Source organism: Sphingomonas oryzagri, assembly GCF_029906645.1.
GTDB classification, from domain to species: Bacteria; Pseudomonadota; Alphaproteobacteria; order Sphingomonadales; family Sphingomonadaceae; genus Solisphingomonas; species Solisphingomonas oryzagri.
This window is the reverse complement of sequence record NZ_JARYGZ010000002.1, coordinates 549,357-565,543: the sequence shown is the minus strand read 5'-3', so window position 1 is coordinate 565,543 and position 16,187 is coordinate 549,357. Positions and strand designations below refer to the sequence as shown.

Annotated in this window: 18 protein-coding genes; 10 read left to right on the top strand and 8 right to left on the bottom strand. The window is 68.3% G+C overall.

What is annotated here, in order from left to right; translation table 11 throughout:
- From QGN17_RS16890 to QGN17_RS16855, 8 genes are all read left to right on the top strand, one after another.
- A partial coding sequence (locus QGN17_RS16890; RefSeq protein WP_281045759.1) for a cold-shock protein occupies window positions 1-546 on the top strand: 546 nt, incomplete at its 5' end.
- Between the two features lie 133 nt (window positions 547-679).
- Window positions 680-1,723, top strand: a complete 1,044-nt coding sequence (locus tag QGN17_RS16885; RefSeq protein ID WP_281045758.1) for a hypothetical protein — start codon at window positions 680-682, stop codon at window positions 1,721-1,723.
- A gap of 79 nt (window positions 1,724-1,802) precedes the next feature.
- Window positions 1,803-2,351, top strand: a complete 549-nt coding sequence (locus tag QGN17_RS16880; protein ID WP_281045757.1) for an SPFH domain-containing protein — start codon at window positions 1,803-1,805, stop codon at window positions 2,349-2,351.
- Between the two features lie 69 nt (window positions 2,352-2,420).
- Window positions 2,421-2,567, top strand: coding sequence for a hypothetical protein (locus QGN17_RS16875; protein ID WP_281045756.1), 147 nt, complete (start codon window positions 2,421-2,423; stop codon window positions 2,565-2,567).
- Window positions 2,564-3,103 carry a (2Fe-2S)-binding protein gene (locus QGN17_RS16870; protein ID WP_281045754.1) on the top strand — a complete coding sequence of 180 codons (540 nt, stop codon included), beginning with the start codon at window positions 2,564-2,566 and terminating at the stop codon, window positions 3,101-3,103. The genes QGN17_RS16875 and QGN17_RS16870 overlap by 4 nt, the downstream gene beginning before the upstream one ends.
- Before the next feature lie 113 nt (window positions 3,104-3,216).
- Window positions 3,217-4,131, top strand: a complete 915-nt coding sequence (locus QGN17_RS16865) for an RcnB family protein (RefSeq protein WP_281045753.1) — start codon at window positions 3,217-3,219, stop codon at window positions 4,129-4,131.
- A 191-nt stretch (window positions 4,132-4,322) separates the two neighbouring features.
- Window positions 4,323-4,799: an RcnB family protein gene (locus tag QGN17_RS16860; protein ID WP_281045752.1), complete on the top strand. Its 477-nt coding sequence runs from the start codon at window positions 4,323-4,325 to the stop codon at window positions 4,797-4,799.
- A gap of 111 nt (window positions 4,800-4,910) precedes the next feature.
- Complete coding sequence (locus tag QGN17_RS16855) at window positions 4,911-6,707, top strand: DUF885 domain-containing protein (RefSeq protein WP_281045751.1); 1,797 nt, start codon at window positions 4,911-4,913, stop codon at window positions 6,705-6,707.
- A 22-nt stretch (window positions 6,708-6,729) separates the two neighbouring features.
- Here the strand turns inward: QGN17_RS16855 and QGN17_RS16850 are convergent, their stop codons facing one another.
- The 3 genes from QGN17_RS16850 to QGN17_RS16840 form a co-directional block, all read right to left on the bottom strand.
- Window positions 6,730-7,416, bottom strand: coding sequence for a hypothetical protein (locus tag QGN17_RS16850; protein WP_281045750.1), 687 nt, complete (start codon window positions 7,414-7,416; stop codon window positions 6,730-6,732).
- A 193-nt stretch (window positions 7,417-7,609) separates the two neighbouring features.
- Window positions 7,610-9,211 carry a lysine--tRNA ligase gene (locus QGN17_RS16845; protein WP_281045748.1) on the bottom strand — a complete coding sequence of 534 codons (1,602 nt, stop codon included), beginning with the start codon at window positions 9,209-9,211 and terminating at the stop codon, window positions 7,610-7,612.
- Between the two features lie 211 nt (window positions 9,212-9,422).
- Entirely contained in the window at window positions 9,423-9,821 is a 399-nt protein-coding gene (locus QGN17_RS16840) for an EF-hand domain-containing protein (protein ID WP_281045746.1), read from the bottom strand.
- 102 nt (window positions 9,822-9,923) lie between these two features.
- Between QGN17_RS16840 and QGN17_RS16835 the strand changes: the two genes are divergently transcribed.
- Both QGN17_RS16835 and QGN17_RS16830 read left to right on the top strand, forming a co-directional pair.
- A complete protein-coding gene (locus QGN17_RS16835; RefSeq protein ID WP_281045745.1) occupies window positions 9,924-12,659 on the top strand; it encodes an ATP-dependent DNA helicase in 2,736 nt (911 codons plus the stop codon).
- The gene (locus tag QGN17_RS16830; protein ID WP_281045744.1) at window positions 12,656-13,207 is read left to right on the top strand and encodes a SixA phosphatase family protein; all 552 of its coding nucleotides are present in this window, start codon (window positions 12,656-12,658) and stop codon (window positions 13,205-13,207) included. The genes QGN17_RS16835 and QGN17_RS16830 overlap by 4 nt, the downstream gene beginning before the upstream one ends.
- On the opposite strand, the gene QGN17_RS16825 is transcribed toward QGN17_RS16830, so the two are convergent.
- The 5 genes from QGN17_RS16825 to rpmF form a co-directional block, all read right to left on the bottom strand.
- On the bottom strand, window positions 13,208-13,552 hold the full coding sequence (locus QGN17_RS16825) for a MerR family transcriptional regulator (protein WP_281045743.1): 345 nt from the start codon (window positions 13,550-13,552) through the stop codon (window positions 13,208-13,210).
- A gap of 4 nt (window positions 13,553-13,556) precedes the next feature.
- The gene (locus QGN17_RS16820) at window positions 13,557-13,856 is read right to left on the bottom strand and encodes an integration host factor subunit alpha (protein ID WP_281045742.1); all 300 of its coding nucleotides are present in this window, start codon (window positions 13,854-13,856) and stop codon (window positions 13,557-13,559) included.
- A gap of 85 nt (window positions 13,857-13,941) precedes the next feature.
- Window positions 13,942-14,919 (bottom strand): beta-ketoacyl-ACP synthase III, encoded by a 978-nt coding sequence (locus QGN17_RS16815; RefSeq protein ID WP_281045741.1) that lies wholly within the window; start codon window positions 14,917-14,919, stop codon window positions 13,942-13,944.
- Window positions 14,919-15,962, bottom strand: coding sequence for a phosphate acyltransferase PlsX (plsX, locus tag QGN17_RS16810; RefSeq protein WP_281045740.1), 1,044 nt, complete (start codon window positions 15,960-15,962; stop codon window positions 14,919-14,921). Before plsX ends, QGN17_RS16815 begins: the two co-directional genes overlap by 1 nt.
- Before the next feature lie 23 nt (window positions 15,963-15,985).
- Window positions 15,986-16,165 carry a 50S ribosomal protein L32 gene (rpmF, locus tag QGN17_RS16805; protein ID WP_281045739.1) on the bottom strand — a complete coding sequence of 60 codons (180 nt, stop codon included), beginning with the start codon at window positions 16,163-16,165 and terminating at the stop codon, window positions 15,986-15,988.
- Between the last annotated feature and the right edge of the window lie 22 nt (window positions 16,166-16,187).

Genomic DNA, 16,187 nt, shown 5'->3' with positions numbered 1-16,187 from the left:
CGCGGCCCGCATGGCGGTGGCGGCGGCTTCGGCGGCCAGCGCGGCGGCGGCATGCCCGCCCAGGTGATCGGCGAAGCCAAGGGCACCGTGAAGTTCTTCAACGGCCAGAAGGGTTTCGGCTTCATCGTCCGTGACGATGGCGGCGAGGACGTGTTCGTGCACATCTCGGCGGTCGAGCAGGCGGGCCTCGCCGGCCTGGCCGAAGGTCAGCCGCTGGCGTTCACGCTCGTCGATCGCGGCGGCAAGGTTTCGGCCAGCGATCTGAAGATCGAGGGCGAACCGCTGCCGGTCGCCGAGGCGCCCCGCGCCCCGGCCCGCCAGCTCACCGGCGAGAAGGCTTCCGGCACCGTGAAGTTCTTCAACCCGATGAAGGGCTTCGGCTTCATCCAGCGCGACGACGGCCAGCCCGATGCGTTCGTGCACATCTCGGCCGTGGAACGTGCCGGCATGACCTCGCTCAACGAGGGCGACCGGCTCGAGTTCGAGCTCGAGGTCGATCGTCGCGGCAAGTACGCCGCGGTGAACCTGAGCGTCGTTCACGACTGATCCTTTCCCGGAGGGGGATGCCGAGGCCCGGCCGCGCCAACGAGCGCGGCCGGGCCTTTTGCATATGGCGCTCTTGATGCGGGGTGACCCCGTGCCCTAGCCTCCCGCCGGGGGATGCCAGGGGGCCATGCACATGATCCGTTCGTTCGTCGCGATTCTTGCGTTCGCGGGGCTGGGGGTCGCATCGCCGGCCGCCGCCGATCCTCGCACCTTGGCCGTCCCGGCCACCGCGGGCTGGAAGCACGCACTCACCGGCGTGATCCTGATGCCCGGCCTCGCCGGCTTCACCCGCGAATCGATCGGCGATTACGGCGAGGGCGAATTCGACATCGTCGCCCAATATAAGGGCGAGGGCGCGACCGACGCGACCATCTACCTCTTCCATCCCGGCATCGACAGCGTGCCCCTGTGGTTCGACCGAGCGCGCCGCGCGATCGAGCTGCGCGACATCTACGCCCTTTCACCCACCACCCAGCCCAGGGTGACCCCCTTCTCTCCGCCGGGCGGCGGCGGCGTCGCGAGCGCCCTGCGCGCGACCTACCCCCTGGGCGGGAAATCCGCCTTCGCGAGTACGTCGCTGGCGGTGATGCCGGTCGGCGACTGGCTGCTGGTCGTCCGCCTGTCGTCCTCCATGCTCGATGCCGATGCACTCGACGCGCGGATGGTGGCGCTGACCGGCGCGATCGTCCTGCCAGCCGGGATCGCCGCCGCCCCGGCGGCCGCCCCCGTCTCTCCCTGTAGCCCGGCGAAGGGATCGGCCAAGGCGCGTCAGGTCGCGCCGGACATGATGCAGGCGCTGATCATGTCGGCGGCCGCCGGTGCGGCGCGGAAGGATCGCAAGCCGGTGCCGGTCTACTGCCGGGCGGCGGAGGCCGGCGTCGAGTGGGGCGAGTATCGCATCCCCGATGGCAGCGAAGGCTATGTGCTGGCGCTGGGCGACGCCGGACGCGCGATCGGCGTCTTCGCCCAGACACCGCTGCTGGGCGGACCCCAACGGTATTCGCTGTCCTATATGGGCCTCGACCGTACGAGCTTCCTCCCCTCCTTCGACCGGCTGCCCACGCCCGAGCTGGCACTGACGGCCGCGACGCAGAGCAAACCCTATGCCGCGGTGGATACCATCGGCGATGGGAGCAACATCGTCCTCGACAGCGACCTGACGGCCAAGAAGCGCTGAGAGCGCCCTGTCGCGGTCACCCGAAATCCCCTAGCATCGTCTTGCCGGCACAGACCGGCCTGATGAGAGGCGCCTGTCCATGATGCCCACCCTGAGCGTTCTCGCCATACCCATCGTCGTCCTGCTCGTCGCCGCGCTGAAGACGTTCGGCATCAACCAGGAATATGAGCGCGCCGTCGTCTTCCGCCTCGGGCGGGTGAAGGATCCCAAGGGGCCGGGCTGGTACTGGCTGATCCCGTTCGTCGATCGCGCGGTGAAGGTGGATACCCGCACTATCACGCTGGCGCTCGACACGCAGGAGACGGTCACGCGCGACGGTGTCGCCGTCAGGGTCAACGCGGTGCTGTGGTTCCGCGCGACCAACCCGACGCGCGTCATCACCGTGGTCGAGAACTGGCAGCGCGCGGTGCTGCAGGCGGCCGAGACGGGCCTGCGCGACGCGATCGGCCAGTCCGATCTCGACCAGCTGCTCAAGGACCGTGCCGTCATCAACCAGCGGCTGATGGGGATGCTGACCAAGGCCGTGGAGCAATGGGGCGTGCTGATCGACGCGGTCGAGGTGAAGGATCTCGACATCCCCGAATCGATGCAGCGCGCCATCGCGCGGGAGGCCGAGGCGATCCGCTAGAAGCGCGCGCGCATCATCAAGGCCGAGGGCGAGAACGAAGCCGCCGCCAAGCTGGCCGAGGCGGCGGCGATGATCGGCTCCAGCACCGGTGCGCTCGAACTGCGCCGGCTGCAGACGCTGTCCGAGATCGGGGCGGAGCATAACTCCACGGTGATCGCGATGCTGCCGGTCGAGCTTCTGGAAGCAGCCAAGGCGCTTAAGGACCGCAAGGATTGACCGACCTCACCGTCAACGGTCAGCCCGTGCGCTACCGGCTGGCGCCCGAGACGCCCTTGCTGTTCGCGCTGCGAGACGTCTCCAACCTCACCGGCACCAAATATGGCTGCGGCACCGGTGAGTGCGGCGCGTGCACCGTCCATGTCGATGGCAAGGCGGTGCGATCCTGCCTAGTGCCGATCGCGCAGGTGGAAGGCACGATGGTCACCACCATCGAGGCGCTGTCGCGCGATCGCGGGCACCCCGTACAGCAGGCGATGGTGGCGGAAGGCGCGATCCAGTGCAGCTTCTGCACGCCTGGGATCGTGATGGCGGCGGCCGCAATGCTCGCCACCAGTCCGCAGCCTTCCGACGCGGACATCGCAGGGGCAATCACCCATCTGTGCCGATGCGGTGTGCAGCCCCGCCTCGTCCGCGCGATCCAGCGGGCCGCGCGCGTGGCACGGGGCGAGGAGGCGATCCTGGCCGCGCCGCCGCCGGGGATCGACCCGGCGGATGCGGCGCGTGCCATTCCGGCACTCACCGGAAAACCCTGACGACAAGCTGTCGCGTTGCTGACTAAGAAGTTCAGCGGCTCGTCAGCCGCAACGGTGCATAAGGGTCATCGTGGCGGCGCACTGTGCGCCGATGGGAATGAGAGGGTTGGCAGATGCGACTCATGATAGGCGCGCTGTTGCTGGCATCGGCTGCGGCCATGCCGGCCATGGCTCAGGATCGTCCGCAGGGCGACTGGCATCACGACGGGGGTAACCGGGGTGGCGATCGCGGCGGCAACCGCGACGGTCGCGGCGACGGCGGCAATCGAGGCGGCGGGCCGGCGCCGGCGCAGCGCGCGCCGGATCGCCCGCAGATGCCCGATCGCGGTCAGGCGCCCGACCGCCCGCAGATGCAGCGGCCCGATTTCCAGCGCCCGAACGCGCCGCAGGGTGGCCCGTCCGGCTGGCAGCAGCGCGGTGACGTCGGCCAGCGCCCCGATGGCAGAAACCCCGATGGCGGGCATCGCATCACCGGGCGGCCGGACAACGGCGTGCAGGTATGGCGCAACAACGATCGCGGCACCGCGCCGCGGCCGGACTGGAGCAACCGCCCCAACGACCGACCCGGCAACTGGAATGGCAACAATTGGGATCGCAACCGCGACGGCCGACCCGATGGCGGTCGACCCGGCGGCTGGGATCGGGGCGGCGACGGCCGTCCGGACTGGAACGGCGGCTCCAGCCGGGGTCGCGGTGGCTGGAACGACAATCGCGGAAGCTGGAACAGCGGCTGGCGCAACGATCGCCGCTACGATTGGCACAGCTGGCGCAGCAGCCATCGCGATACGTATCGCGTAGGCCGTTACCGGCCGCCGTCCGGCTATGGCTGGGGTTATCGCCGCTGGGGCATCGGCGTCAGCATCGATCCTGTCTTCTTCGCGCAGGATTACTGGATCAGCGATCCGGATTATTATCGCCTGCCGCCGGCCTACGGCAGCTATCGCTGGGTGCGCTATTATAACGACGCGCTGCTCATCGACATCTATTCGGGCGTGGTGGTCGACGAGATTCCGGACTTCTTCTGGTAAGACTCGCCGCATCAGGATCGAGCGGCCCGGCACGGACATCCGTGCCGGGCCGTTCTATTATTGGAGCACGCTTCCAAGCTGAACCATCGATAACCCGACCATTCCAAATCGGTTCATGGCCGATCGGGCAAACCCTGATTCGTCGCACGGAAGTCCAGGCCGTGCCAGGATTTGAAGAGGAGTGATCCGTCATGCGTAAGTTCATTCTGGCGTCCGCGCTCGCCGCAACTCTGGTGCCGGCATCTGCCATGGCCCAGTCCTGGGGCGAGGTGCGCCACGACAATCGCGAAATCCGTCAGGATCGCCGCGATCTGCGCGATGCCCAGTGGCGCGGCGATCGCCGTGATGCCCGCGACGCCCGCCGTGATATCCGCGACGACCGGCGCGAGCGCCGCGAGGACTGGCGCGACTATCGCCGCGCGCACCCCGATGTCTATCGCGGCCGGGCCTATGTCGGCCCGCGCGCCGGCTGGCGCTATCGCCCGGTGGCGGTGGGCCATCGCTTCGATCCGGTCTTCTACGGCCAGCGCTACTGGATCGATCCGGTCCGCTATCATCTGCGCCCGGCCGCGTCCGGCCTGCGCTGGATCCGCTACGGCAACGACGTGCTGCTGGTGAACGTCCGCACCGGCCGCGTGATCGAGGTCAACAACGGCTTCTTCTACTGAGGCCGCGTCGCCACCCCGCTCCTCCGGGCGGGGTGGTTCACTTCGCTAAGACACCTATTGCCCCGATGGCCAACCGGTCCTAGCGTCGCGCGCATCACCTTCGGAGGTTTCATGCGCTCATTCGCGATGCTGCTCGCGGCGACCCTGCTCGCCACGCCCACTTTCTGCCAGACTGCCGCCCCCGCCGCCGCACCCGAGGATGCGCGGCTGCTCAAGCTCTTCCACGACAGCGACGAGGCGATGCTCAAGCGTCAGCCGATCCAGGCGCTGGTGCGCGGCGACCTGCGCTATGCCGACCGGCTGGGCGACTTCTTCACCGATCAGGCGCAGGCCGCGAACAAGGCGGCGGACGAGAGCGACCTCAAGGCGCTCGCCACGATCGACCGAGCGAAGCTCACCCCCACCGACCAGATCGCCTATGACGTGTTCAAGTGGCAGACCGATCTCGATCTGCGCAGCTACGCGCCGGATATCCTGAAGGAGACGATCGAGCGCCCGATCGACCATTTCAACGGCATCCACATCTTCTACCCCGACATCGCCTCGGGACAGGGCGCCGCGCCGTTCAACACGGTGGCGGACTATGAAAACAACCTGAAGCGCCACCAGGACTTCATCCGCAACCTCGATGAGGCGATCGTCCGCTTCCGGCAGGGCATGAAGGACGGCATCGTCCAGCCCAAGCTGGTGGTGAACAACGTCATCGACCAGCTCGACCAGCAGATCGCCGCCGGCGTCGAGGGTTCGCCTTATTACGGGCCGGTCAAGAAATTCCCGGCCGGCATTTCCGCCGCCGATCAGGCGCGGCTGACGAAGGAATATGCCGACGCGATCCGCACCGGCATCATCCCCGCCGAGACCCGCCTGCGCGACTTCCTCAAGACCGAATATCTGCCACACGCGCGCGACACGGTCGGCCTGTCGGCGATGCCGGGCGGCGCCAAGCTCTACGCCTACCTGATCGAGAGCAACACGACGCTGCCGCTCACCGCCGAATACGTCCACAAGCTGGGCCTGTCCGAAGTGGCGCGCGACCTGAAAGAGATGGAGGTCCAGAAGGAGAAGGTCGGCTTCAAGGGCACGCTGCCGCAATTCTTCGATTATCTGCGCACCGATCCACGCTTCCAGCCCAAGAGCAAGGAGGAGCTGCGCAACGAGTACCTAGCGATCCGCGATATCGTGATGAAGCACGTGCCGGAACAGTTCAGCCTCGTGCCCAAGACCCCGCTCGATATCCGCGCGACCCCCGATTATCGCGAGAAGACCTCGGCCGGGGGCGATTACATGCAGGGCACGCCGGATGGTTCGCGGCCGGGCGTCTTCAACTACAACACCTACGATCTGCCCTCGCGCTACAATTGGGAGACCAACTCGCTCTTCCTGCACGAGGCGATCCCCGGCCACCATTTCCAGATCAGCATCGCGCAGGAGAATGCGTCGCTGCCGGCGTTCATGCGCTTCGGCGGCAACACCGCCTATGTCGAGGGCTGGGCGCTGTACGCGGAGACTTTGTGGGGGCCGATGGGGCTGGAGACCGATCCCTATCAGCGGATGGGTGGCCTGTCGGACGACATGCTGCGCGCGATGCGGCTGGTGGTCGACACCGGCATCCACGCCATGGGTTGGACGCGCGACCAGTCGATCGCCTACATGCTCGCCAATTCGCCGATGTCGAAGACCGACGCGACCGCCGAGGTGGAGCGCTACATCGCGATGCCGGGCCAGGCGCTCGCCTACAAGATCGGCCAGCTGACCATCCTGAAGGAGAAGGCCAAGGCGCAGGCGGCGCTCGGCGCCAGGTTCGATCCGCGCGCTTTCCACGCACAGGTGCTCGATACCGGCGCGCTGCCGATGAGTGTGCTGGAGAAGAAGATCGACGCCTGGATCGAGACGCAGAAGGGGAAGTGAACGCGCCTCGGGGCGCTGCGCGTCAGCTCAGCGTCCCGAATGGCAGCAATTGTTTCGCCAGCTTCGATGCGCCGGAGCCGTCGCCCGCCTGCAGCATCGGAATGATCCGCCGCGCCGCCTGCTGCATCACGCGGTCGATCGGCGTCGGCGCCTGCGCGCTCGCCGCACGCTGGGCGTAGCGGAGCGCGACCGCCGTATCCGAACTGTCCAGCTTGATCCGGATCAGCGCGGCGTAGCCTGAGAAGAAAGCGCGGTTGCCGCCGAGCGCCACCGCCTTGTCGAGCGCCGCGAAGCCCGTGGCACGGTCCGCGCCGAGGATCGTGCGGGCGAGGAAATTGCCGAGATCGCCCACCGCCGTCAGGTGCCAGCCGGCGACTGCGACCTGCGCCTCGGGATCGCGCGGATCGGCGCTCGCCAGCGACTGGAGCAGGCCATGTGCGGCCTTGGCGTCCGTTGGCGAGCGCTTGAGCTGGCCGCGATAGCCGATACCGAGCGCCTGCTGCAGCTTCGCCTCGCGATCGCCCGGCGATTTCGCGAGAATCGACTGGGATTCGGCGATCGCCTGGTCGACCAGCGCCAGTGCCTGCGACTTGTCGTGGGTGGCGAAGGCGGCGCGGATCAGCTCCTCGCGCGGCGAGGCAGCCAAAGCGGGAGCGGTGCTGACGACGGCAACGACGGTAGCGGCTACGGCAAGGCTTTGAAAACGCATGTCCTCTCCCTACGCCACCGGCGATGAAGCTGACATGAAGCATGCCGGCTCCCGCGCCGGCGGGTCGATGGCCACCCCCCGGTGGCCGCGCCGTGCGGAAACGGCGCGGCCGATGCGGTACGCCAAAAAGGCGCACGCACACCAGTCCGAAAGGGGTGGACCGCGCGCGAGAACGCGTCAGCGTCGGTTCGGTTCAGGCTTGTCGTGCGAGCGCGTCGGAAATCAGCGCACGTGTCTCCGAAACGCCATAGAGCGCGATGAACGAACCCATGCGTGGCCCCTGCGACGAGCCGAGCAGCGTCTCGTAGAGCACCTTGAACCAGTCGCGCAGGCCTTCCTTGCCATAATGCGTCTTGCCGATCTCGTAGACATGGTTCTGCAGGACGGCCGCCGGTTCCTCGTCGGCGCGGCCGGTGCCGTCATCCTCGGCGAGCAACGCGTCCAGCTCTTTCAGCGCGGCCGCCTCCTGCTCGGTCGGCGCGCGACGGCGCAGCGAATCCGCGATGAAGTCCCGAAAATAGGCGATGGCGTAGTCGAGCAGCCGGTCGAGCGCAGGATGCGTCTCGGGTGACACGTTCGCGGCGTAGCGCTGCAGGTAACGCCACAGCAGAGCCTTGTCGTCGGTCAGCGCCACGCTGACGAGGTTGAGCAGCAGCGCGAAGCTGACCGGCATATCGGCGGCCGGCACCTTGCCCAGATGGACATGATGCACCGGATTGCCGAGCTGCTGCTCGATCGGCTGGCCCGGATAGGCAGCGAGTAACTGGTAATATTCGTCCACCGCCTTGGGGATGACCGCAAAACTCAGCTGGCGCGCCTTCTTGGGCTCGCGATAGATGTAGAAAGCGAGGCTCTCGATCGGCGCGTAGGTGAGCCATTCCTCGATCGTCAGGCCGTTGCCCTTGGTCTTGGAAATCTTGGCGCCCTGCTCGTCGAGGAACAGCTCGTAGTTGAAGCCCTCGGGCGGCTTGGCGCCGAGTGCGCGGGCGATCTTGCCGGACTGGGTGACCGAATCGATCAGATCCTTACCCGCCATCTCATAATCGACGCCGAGCGCCACCCAGCGCAGCGCCCAGTCGACCTTCCACTGCGCCTTGGCCTGCCCGCCGAGCACGGACTGTTCGCGGCGCGCGCCGGTCTCGGGATCGACATAGGCGATGATACCGGCTTGCGGATCGACCACCTCGATCGGCACCTGCAGCACCTTGCCGGTCTCGGGGTGGATCGGGAAGATCGGCGAATAGGTCTTGCGCCGCTCCTCGCCCAGCGTGGGCAGCATGATGCCCATGATCGCATCGTAATTCTTCAGGATCGCGCGCAGAGTGTCGTCGAAGCGACCTTCCGGGTAGGCGGTCGAGGCGGCGAGGAATTCATAGTCGAAACCGAAGGCATCGAGGAAACTGCGCAGCCGGGCGTTGTTGTGCGCGGCGAAGCTGTCGTGCGTGCCGAACGGATCAGGCACGCGGCTGAGCGGCTGGTCGAGATAGGGCAGCAGGCTTTCGGGATTGGGCAGGTTGCCCGGCACCTTGCGCATCCCGTCCATGTCGTCCGAGAAAGCGACGAGGCGCGTCGCGGCACCACCCGTCATCTCCTCGTACGCGTTGCGCACCATCGACGTGCGCGCGACCTCGGTGAAGGTACCGATGTGCGGCAGGCCCGACGGGCCGTAGCCGGTCTGGAACAGCACGGCCTCCGCTTTCCCCTCCGGCCAGCGCTTCATCAGCTTGCGGGCCTCTTCATAGGGCCAGGCCTTGGACGCGAGAGCGGCGGTGCGGAGGGTTTCGGTGTCGGTCATAACGCTGGCGCTACTAGCCGACGCCGAGCCGTTCCGCCACCGCCCGCCGCACGGACATGATCGGGACACATCCCGCAAATCGCCCGCGACATTACCGCGCTAGACGGGACCTGCATCGAGCGCACCCCTGTCGCCCCATGCTGCACGCGCCGCGCGACCCCAATTGGCGGTGTGTGCACGGGGCCGGCCTCCCTCGGCCGGCCCCATCCCCTCATTTTCCGAAGCTGCGGAACGCCATCGCCATGCGCGCCTCGGTCGGGCTGATCACCCCGTCATGGTTCATGTCGGCCATGTCGAAGAGCTTGAGCGGGTGTTGCTCGGCCTGGTCGAGCGTCACGCGGCCGGTGCCGTCCGGATCGGCATGATCGAACCAGTGGCTGCCGACATGGGTGAAGGGATTGTCGTCCCCGCCCGCCGCAGCCTGCTTCTGGCGATAGGCCTCGAACTCCTCGCGGGTGACGATGCCGTCGTGATTGGCGTCGATCTTCTGGAACTGCGCCTTGGCCGCGGCGACCACCTCGGCGCGCGTGATCGGGCGATCGGGCAGCGCCTGCGCGGAAGCGGCGGTGGCGAACAGCGAGGCGGCAAGCAAAGCGGAAATCTTCAGCATGTCGGGAAACCTTCGAGATGACGGCGCCTCCTAGCCCGCCTTGGCTGCACCGCGGCTGAATGTGGCGTTTCCCATCCGTTCCGCAGTGCCTATAGGAACCGGGTGAGCTTCCCACTCCCTCCCCTCGCGCTTCATGCCACCCATGGCGGCATCTGGCTCGCCGAGCGCGGGCGGGGTGTGCGCGGCCTTGCGCGAGGCGAGGCGATCGCGCTCGCCGCCGAGCGACCGCTGGTGATGCTGAATGCGCCGCTGGTCGGGCAGCGGCTGGGCTATGCCGAGATCAGCGGGCTGGATCTGCTCGAACTGTTCGCCTTCGTGGCGCCGGCGCGCTTCGCGGTGCCGACGCCGGCGGGCATGGCGCGCGCGCTCGGCCTCGATCCGCCGGAGAGCGACGCGGCGGCGACGGCAACGCTGCTGGACATCGCCGACGTCATCCTCGGCACGGTCGAGCAGGATTGGCCCGAAAAGCATGGCGCCTGGGATGTCGCGCACGCGCTCGGCCGGCTGCGCTGGCCCTGGGCACAGGCGCTGATCCAGCGGATGAAGGAGCCCGAGCGACCCGAACGGGGCCTGTTCGCCAAGCTGCCCGAATGGGAGGAGGCCGCGCCGAAGCCGCAGCCTCGCACGGTCACCATCTCGGAACATGATGCGGTGGAGCGGCTCGGCCAGCTCACCGGCACGGCGTCAGAGGCGCGCGAGGGCCAGCGTCTTTACGCCGCCGCCGCGACCCATGCCTTCGCCCCGCGCGCGGGCGAGGGCAGACCGCGCGTAATGCTGGCGGAGGCCGGCACCGGCATCGGAAAGACGCTCGGCTATCTCGCGCCGACCAGCCTGTGGTCGGAACGCGCCGAGGGAACGGTATGGATCTCCACCTACACGCGCGCCCTGCAACGCCAGCTCGATCGCGAGACCGAGCGGGTCTTCCCCGATCCGGCCGAGCGCCGCCGCCGGGTGGCGGTGCGCAAGGGGCGCGAGAACTACCTCTGCCTGCTCAATCTGGAGGACGCGCTCTATGGCGGCTTCCAGGGCCGCGCGGCGGTGCTGGCGCAGCTGGTGGCACGCTGGGCGGCCTATACGCGCGACGGCGACATGGTGGGCGGCGATCTGCCCGGCTGGCTGACCACCCTCTTCCGTCGCGCCGGATCGACCGCGCTCACCGACCGGCGCGGCGAATGCGTCTATGCCGGCTGCCCGCATTACCGACGCTGCTTCATCGAGCGATCGATCCGCCGCGCCGAGGAGGCGGACATCGTCATCGCCAACCACGCGCTGGTCATGCTGCTCGCCGAACGGCGGCGCGACGAGCAGGGCGGACGGGCCTTGGGCCGCATCGTGTTCGACGAGGGCCATCACCTCCACGACGCCGCCGACACCACCTTCTCGGCCGGACTGACCGGGCAGGAGGCGATCGAGCTGCGCCGCTGGATCGTCGGCCCCGAACGCGCCTCGCGCGGGCGACGGCGCGGCCTCGCCGCAAGGCTGGCCGACGTCGTTTCCTACGACGAGGCGGGCGCCATCGCGCTCGAGGGCGTGATCGCCGGATCGCAGGCGCTGGTCGCGACCGACTGGCTGGCGCGGATCGCCGAGGGGATGCCGCTCGGCCCGATCGAGAAACTGCTCTCGGCGGTGCGCGACATCGTCATGGCGCGCGCGACGGCAGCGGATGCGGGCTACGGCATCGAGACCGAGGCGGCGGCGCTCGACGGCCCGATCGTCGAGGCGGCGGGCGATGCCTCCGCAGCATTGGAGCAGCTGATGCGCCCGATGGTGGCGCTGGGCGGCCGTCTGCTCGCGGTGCTGGAAGAGGGGCCGGACTGGCTCGACGGCCCCGCACGGGCGCGCATCGAGGGCGCGATGGCGGGGCTGCAGCTGCGTGCGCGGATGATCTCGGCGTGGCAGGCGCTGCTCGGCCGGATCGGTGGGCCGCCCGACCCCGATTTCGTCGACTGGCTGGCGGTCGATCGCGTCGAGGGGCGTGAATTCGACATCGGTATCCGCCGCCACTGGCTCGATCCCGGCCGGCCTCTGGCGGCGACGGTGCTAGCGCCCGCGCAGGGCGTATTGGTCACCTCCGCGACCCTCACCGGCCCCGGCGGCGACTGGGCGCGGGCCGAGGCGCGCACCGGCACCCGCCATCTCGATACGGCGGTCGAGCGGTTTCGCGCAAAGAGCCCGTTCGATTATGCGGCGCAGGCCGAGGTGCTGATCGTCACCGACGTGAAGCGCGGCGACATGGCGGGCCTCGCCCATGCCTATGCGCGGCTGGTCGAGGCGTCGCAGGGCGGCACGCTCGGCCTGTTCACGGCGATCTCGCGGCTGAAGGCGGTCTATGCGCGGATCGCCGATCGACTGGCGCGCGAGGGGCTGCCGCTCTATGCTCAGCATGTCGATCCGATCGACACCGGCACCCTGATCGACATCTTCCGCGACGATCCGCGCGCCTCGCTGCTCGGCACCGATGCGCTGCGCGACGGCATCGACGTGCCCGGCCATTCGCTGCGCCTCGTCGTGATGGAGCAGGTGCCGTGGCCGCGCCCCACCGTGCTCCACGCGGCACGCCGTGCGGTCGGCGGCGGATCGGCCTATGACGACGAGGTGGTGCGCGCGCGGCTGGCGCAGGCGTTCGGCCGGCTGATCCGGCGCGGCGACGATCGCGGGCGCTTCGTCCTGCTTTCCTCCGCCACGCCGTCGCGCCTGCTCGATGCCTTTCCGGCCGGCGTGCCGATCCGCCGGGTGACGCTCGACGAGGCGGTGCGATCGGTCGCCTCGGGCCTTCCCAACCCGGCCCATATCGGGCATCACGCCCCCGAATCGACCGGGAGCGGAGAGGCGGAATGAAGAGGCTCATCACCTTCCGCCACGCCAAGTCCGGCTGGGATCAGCCCGCCACCCGCGATTTCGACCGTGCGCTCAACGACAAGGGCAAGCGCGCCGCGATCACCATGGGCCGCCACATGAAATCGCTGGGCCTCGGCTTCGACGCGGTGATCGCCTCACCGGCGGTGCGGGTGGTCGAAACCCTCGACGCAATGTTCGACGGCTATGGCAAGCGCCCCGCCGTGGGGTGGGACCGCCGCGTCTATCTCGCGTCGGCCTCCAATCTGCTCGAAGTGGTGCAGGAGGCGCCGGACAGCGCCGGCACCATCCTGCTCGCCGGTCACAATCCGGGGATCGAGGAACTGGTGCTCAGCCTCTCCACCGATGCCGGCGAGGAGGAAATCCGCGCGCGCGGCGAAGTGGAGGAGAAATATCCCACCGCCAGCATCGCCGAGCTGACCTTCGAGGTCGATCGCTGGGCGGAGGTCGACGAGGGCAGCGGCCACCTCGTCCGCTTCGTGCGCCCGCGCGATATCGATCCGGCGCTGGGACCGGACCGGATCGACTGATCAGGCGGCCGCCAGCGCGTCTGCCAGCATCGCGCGGATCGCCTTCAGCTCATCGATCGGCAAGGCCGGAACGGCGGTTGCCGGGGCAGGCGGCTCCTCGCCCCCCTTGCCCGACAGCAGCTTCTGCACGCCTTTCACCGTATAGCCCTGCGTGTTGAGCAGGCCGTCGATACGGCGGACCAGCGCGACATCTTCGGGCCGGTAATAGCGCCGGTTGCCGGCCCGCGTGATCGGCTTGAGCTCCGGGAAACAGCTCTCCCAATAGCGCAGGATATGCTGCTTCACGCCGATCTCGTCCGAGACCTCGCCGATGGTGCGGAAGGCGGCTTCGGACTTTTCGGCCATCGGCTCAGTCCGCCGCCGCGATACGATCGCGCAGCATGTTGGACGCGCGGAAGGTCAGCACCCGGCGCGGCGCGATCGGCACCTCGATGCCGGTCTTCGGATTGCGGCCGACGCGCTCGCCCTTGTCGCGCAGCACGAAGGTGCCGAAGCCCGAGATCTTGACGTTCTCGCCGCCCGACATCGCCGCGCACATCAGGTCGAGCACATTCTCCACCATCGTGGCGGAATCGGCGCGCGAAAGGCCGATTTCGCGATGCACGACATCGCTCAGGTCCGCACGGGTCAAGGTCTGCAACTCGGCCAAGGCCACCCCCTCAGGTTCGATTGAGGGCGGGATCATAATACCGGTTGGGCGCCGCGCCTAGATCGTTGCGGCAGCGTGTCGCAGATCAGAGTCGGACGACCGCAGCGCCCCAGGTGAAGCCGCCGCCCATCGCCTCCAGCACCAGCAGATCGCCGGGCTTCACGCGGCCATCCTTCTTGGCGACGTCGAGCGCCAGCGGGACGGACGCGGCCGATGTGTTGGCGTGCTGATCGACCGTCACCACCACCCGATCGGGCGAGAGGTTCAGCTTCTTCGCGGTCGCATCGAGGATGCGGGCGTTGGCCTGGTGCGGGATCAGCCAGTCGATGTCGGCCGACGTGAGGTTCACCGCCTCCAGCACCTCGGTCAGCACGCTGGCGAGGTTGACGACCGCATGACGGAACACCTCGCGGCCCTTCATGCGGACCTTGCCCACCGTCTGCGTGGTGGACGGGCCGCCATCGACATAGAGCAGTTCGTTGTGGCGCCCGTCGGCATGGAGCCTGGCCGACAGCACGCCACGCGCCTCGGCGGGATTCTCGGGGCCGTCCTCGGCCTTGAGTACCACCGCACCGGCGCCGTCGCCGAACAGCACGCAGGTCGCGCGATCTTCCCAGTCGAGGATGCGGCTGAACGTCTCGGAGCCGATCACCAGCGCCGCCTTGGCGGAGCCGCCGCGGATCATGCTCTCGGCCACCGACAGCGCGTAGAGGAAGCCCGAGCAGACCGCCGCGACGTCGAACGCCACACAGTCGTCGATGCCGAGCATCGCCTGCACCTTGGTGGCCGACGACGGGAAGGTCTGGTCAGGCGTCGCGGTGGCGAGCACGATCAGGCCGATCTCGCTCGCGTCCATGCCCGCGTCGGCGAGCGCCTTGCGCGCGGCATCGGCGGCCAGGCTCGCGGTCGTCTCGCCTTCGCCCGCGATATAACGACTGCGGATGCCGGTGCGCTCGACGATCCACTCGTCCGAGGTATCGACCTGCGCGGCCAGCTCTTCGTTGGTGACGCGGCGAACGGGCAGGGCGGAGCCGGTGCCGGCAAGGATGGCGCGGACAGTCATCAGGCAGCCTGGACCGGCGTCGAGGCGGCGCGATATTCAGCCATGTCCTCGGCGATCAGGCGGTTGAGATCGTCGCGCACCAGCTTGGCGGCGACGGCGATGGCGTTGGCCACGCCCTTGGCGTCGGCGCTGCCGTGGCTCTTCACGACGATGCCGTTGAGGCCGAGGAAGACCGCGCCATTGTGGTTGTTCGGATCGAGATGGACGCGCAGCAGGTGCATCGCCGGGCGCGAGATCAGGAAGCCGACTTTCGAGCGGAGGCTTGACGAGAAGGAGCGGCGCAGCAGATCGGTGACGAAGCGCGCGGTGCCTTCGACCGCCTTCAGCGCGATATTGCCCGAAAAACCATCCGACACGACGACATCGACCGCGCCGCGATTGATCCGGTCCGCCTCGATATTGCCGACGAATTCGAGCGGCAGCGAGGGATGGGCGCGCAGCTTGGCGGCGGCCTCTTTCAGCTCGTCGGTGCCCTTCAGCTCTTCCGAGCCGATATTGAGCAACGCGGTCTTGGGCTTCTCGATATCGAGCGCGACCCGCGAATAGGCGGCACCCATCAGCGCGAACTGGACGAGATTGTTGGCATCGCACTCGGTATTGGCGCCGAGATCGAGCATGACGACATCATTGTCGCCCAACGTCGGCATGATCGCGGCGAGCGCCGGGCGATCGATGCCGGGCAGCGTGCGCAGCGCCAGCTTCGCCATCGCCATCAGCGCGCCGGTGTTGCCGGCAGAGACGGCAGCGCCGACCTCGCGCTCCTTCACCGCCTGGATGGCGAGGCCCATCGAGGTGGTCTTGGCGCGGCGGATCGCCTGGCTCGGCTTGTCGTCACCGCTGATCGCTTCGGGCGCGTGCAGGATCTCGCTGGCGGCGGCCAGCGCCTTGTGGCGCGCAAGCTCGGCCTGGATCGCGGCGTCATCGCCGACGATCAGGAAGCGAAGATCAGGAAACCGGGTGAGCGCCAGGGCGGCGCCCGCCAGCATCGTGGCCGCGCTCCCGTCTCCTCCCATCGCGTCGATGGCGATCCGCGGCGCGTCCACTCGAGCTGTCCGTTCCGTGAGGCTCAGGCCTCGACCGAGACGATCTCGCGGCCGTTATAGTGGCCGCACGCGTTGCACAGGTTGTGCGGGCGCTTCAGCTCGCCACAGTTCGGGCACTCTTGGAACGACTCCACGGAGAGCGCATGGTGGCTGCGACGCATGTTGCGCCGCGAGGGCGAGGTCTTTCGCTTGGGAACGGCCATACCGGCACCTAATCCTAGTGTT

Excerpts from the sequence above, each read along its gene's own strand:
- QGN17_RS16885 (WP_281045758.1), top strand. The coding sequence starts at position 680 with ATGATCCGTTCGTTCGTCGCGATTCTTGCGTTCGCGGGGCTGGGGGTC.
- QGN17_RS16880 (WP_281045757.1), top strand. The coding sequence starts at position 1,803 with ATGATGCCCACCCTGAGCGTTCTCGCCATACCCATCGTCGTCCTGCTC.
- QGN17_RS16875 (WP_281045756.1), top strand. The coding sequence starts at position 2,421 with ATGATCGGCTCCAGCACCGGTGCGCTCGAACTGCGCCGGCTGCAGACG.
- QGN17_RS16865 (WP_281045753.1), top strand. The coding sequence starts at position 3,217 with ATGCGACTCATGATAGGCGCGCTGTTGCTGGCATCGGCTGCGGCCATG.
- QGN17_RS16860 (WP_281045752.1), top strand. The coding sequence starts at position 4,323 with ATGCGTAAGTTCATTCTGGCGTCCGCGCTCGCCGCAACTCTGGTGCCG.
- QGN17_RS16855 (WP_281045751.1), top strand. The coding sequence starts at position 4,911 with ATGCGCTCATTCGCGATGCTGCTCGCGGCGACCCTGCTCGCCACGCCC.
- QGN17_RS16850 (WP_281045750.1), bottom strand. The coding sequence starts at position 7,416 with ATGCGTTTTCAAAGCCTTGCCGTAGCCGCTACCGTCGTTGCCGTCGTC.
- QGN17_RS16845 (WP_281045748.1), bottom strand. The coding sequence starts at position 9,211 with ATGACCGACACCGAAACCCTCCGCACCGCCGCTCTCGCGTCCAAGGCC.
- QGN17_RS16840 (WP_281045746.1), bottom strand. The coding sequence starts at position 9,821 with ATGCTGAAGATTTCCGCTTTGCTTGCCGCCTCGCTGTTCGCCACCGCC.
- QGN17_RS16830 (WP_281045744.1), top strand. The coding sequence starts at position 12,656 with ATGAAGAGGCTCATCACCTTCCGCCACGCCAAGTCCGGCTGGGATCAG.
- QGN17_RS16825 (WP_281045743.1), bottom strand. The coding sequence starts at position 13,552 with ATGGCCGAAAAGTCCGAAGCCGCCTTCCGCACCATCGGCGAGGTCTCG.
- QGN17_RS16815 (WP_281045741.1), bottom strand. The coding sequence starts at position 14,919 with ATGACTGTCCGCGCCATCCTTGCCGGCACCGGCTCCGCCCTGCCCGTT.
- rpmF (WP_281045739.1), bottom strand. The coding sequence starts at position 16,165 with ATGGCCGTTCCCAAGCGAAAGACCTCGCCCTCGCGGCGCAACATGCGT.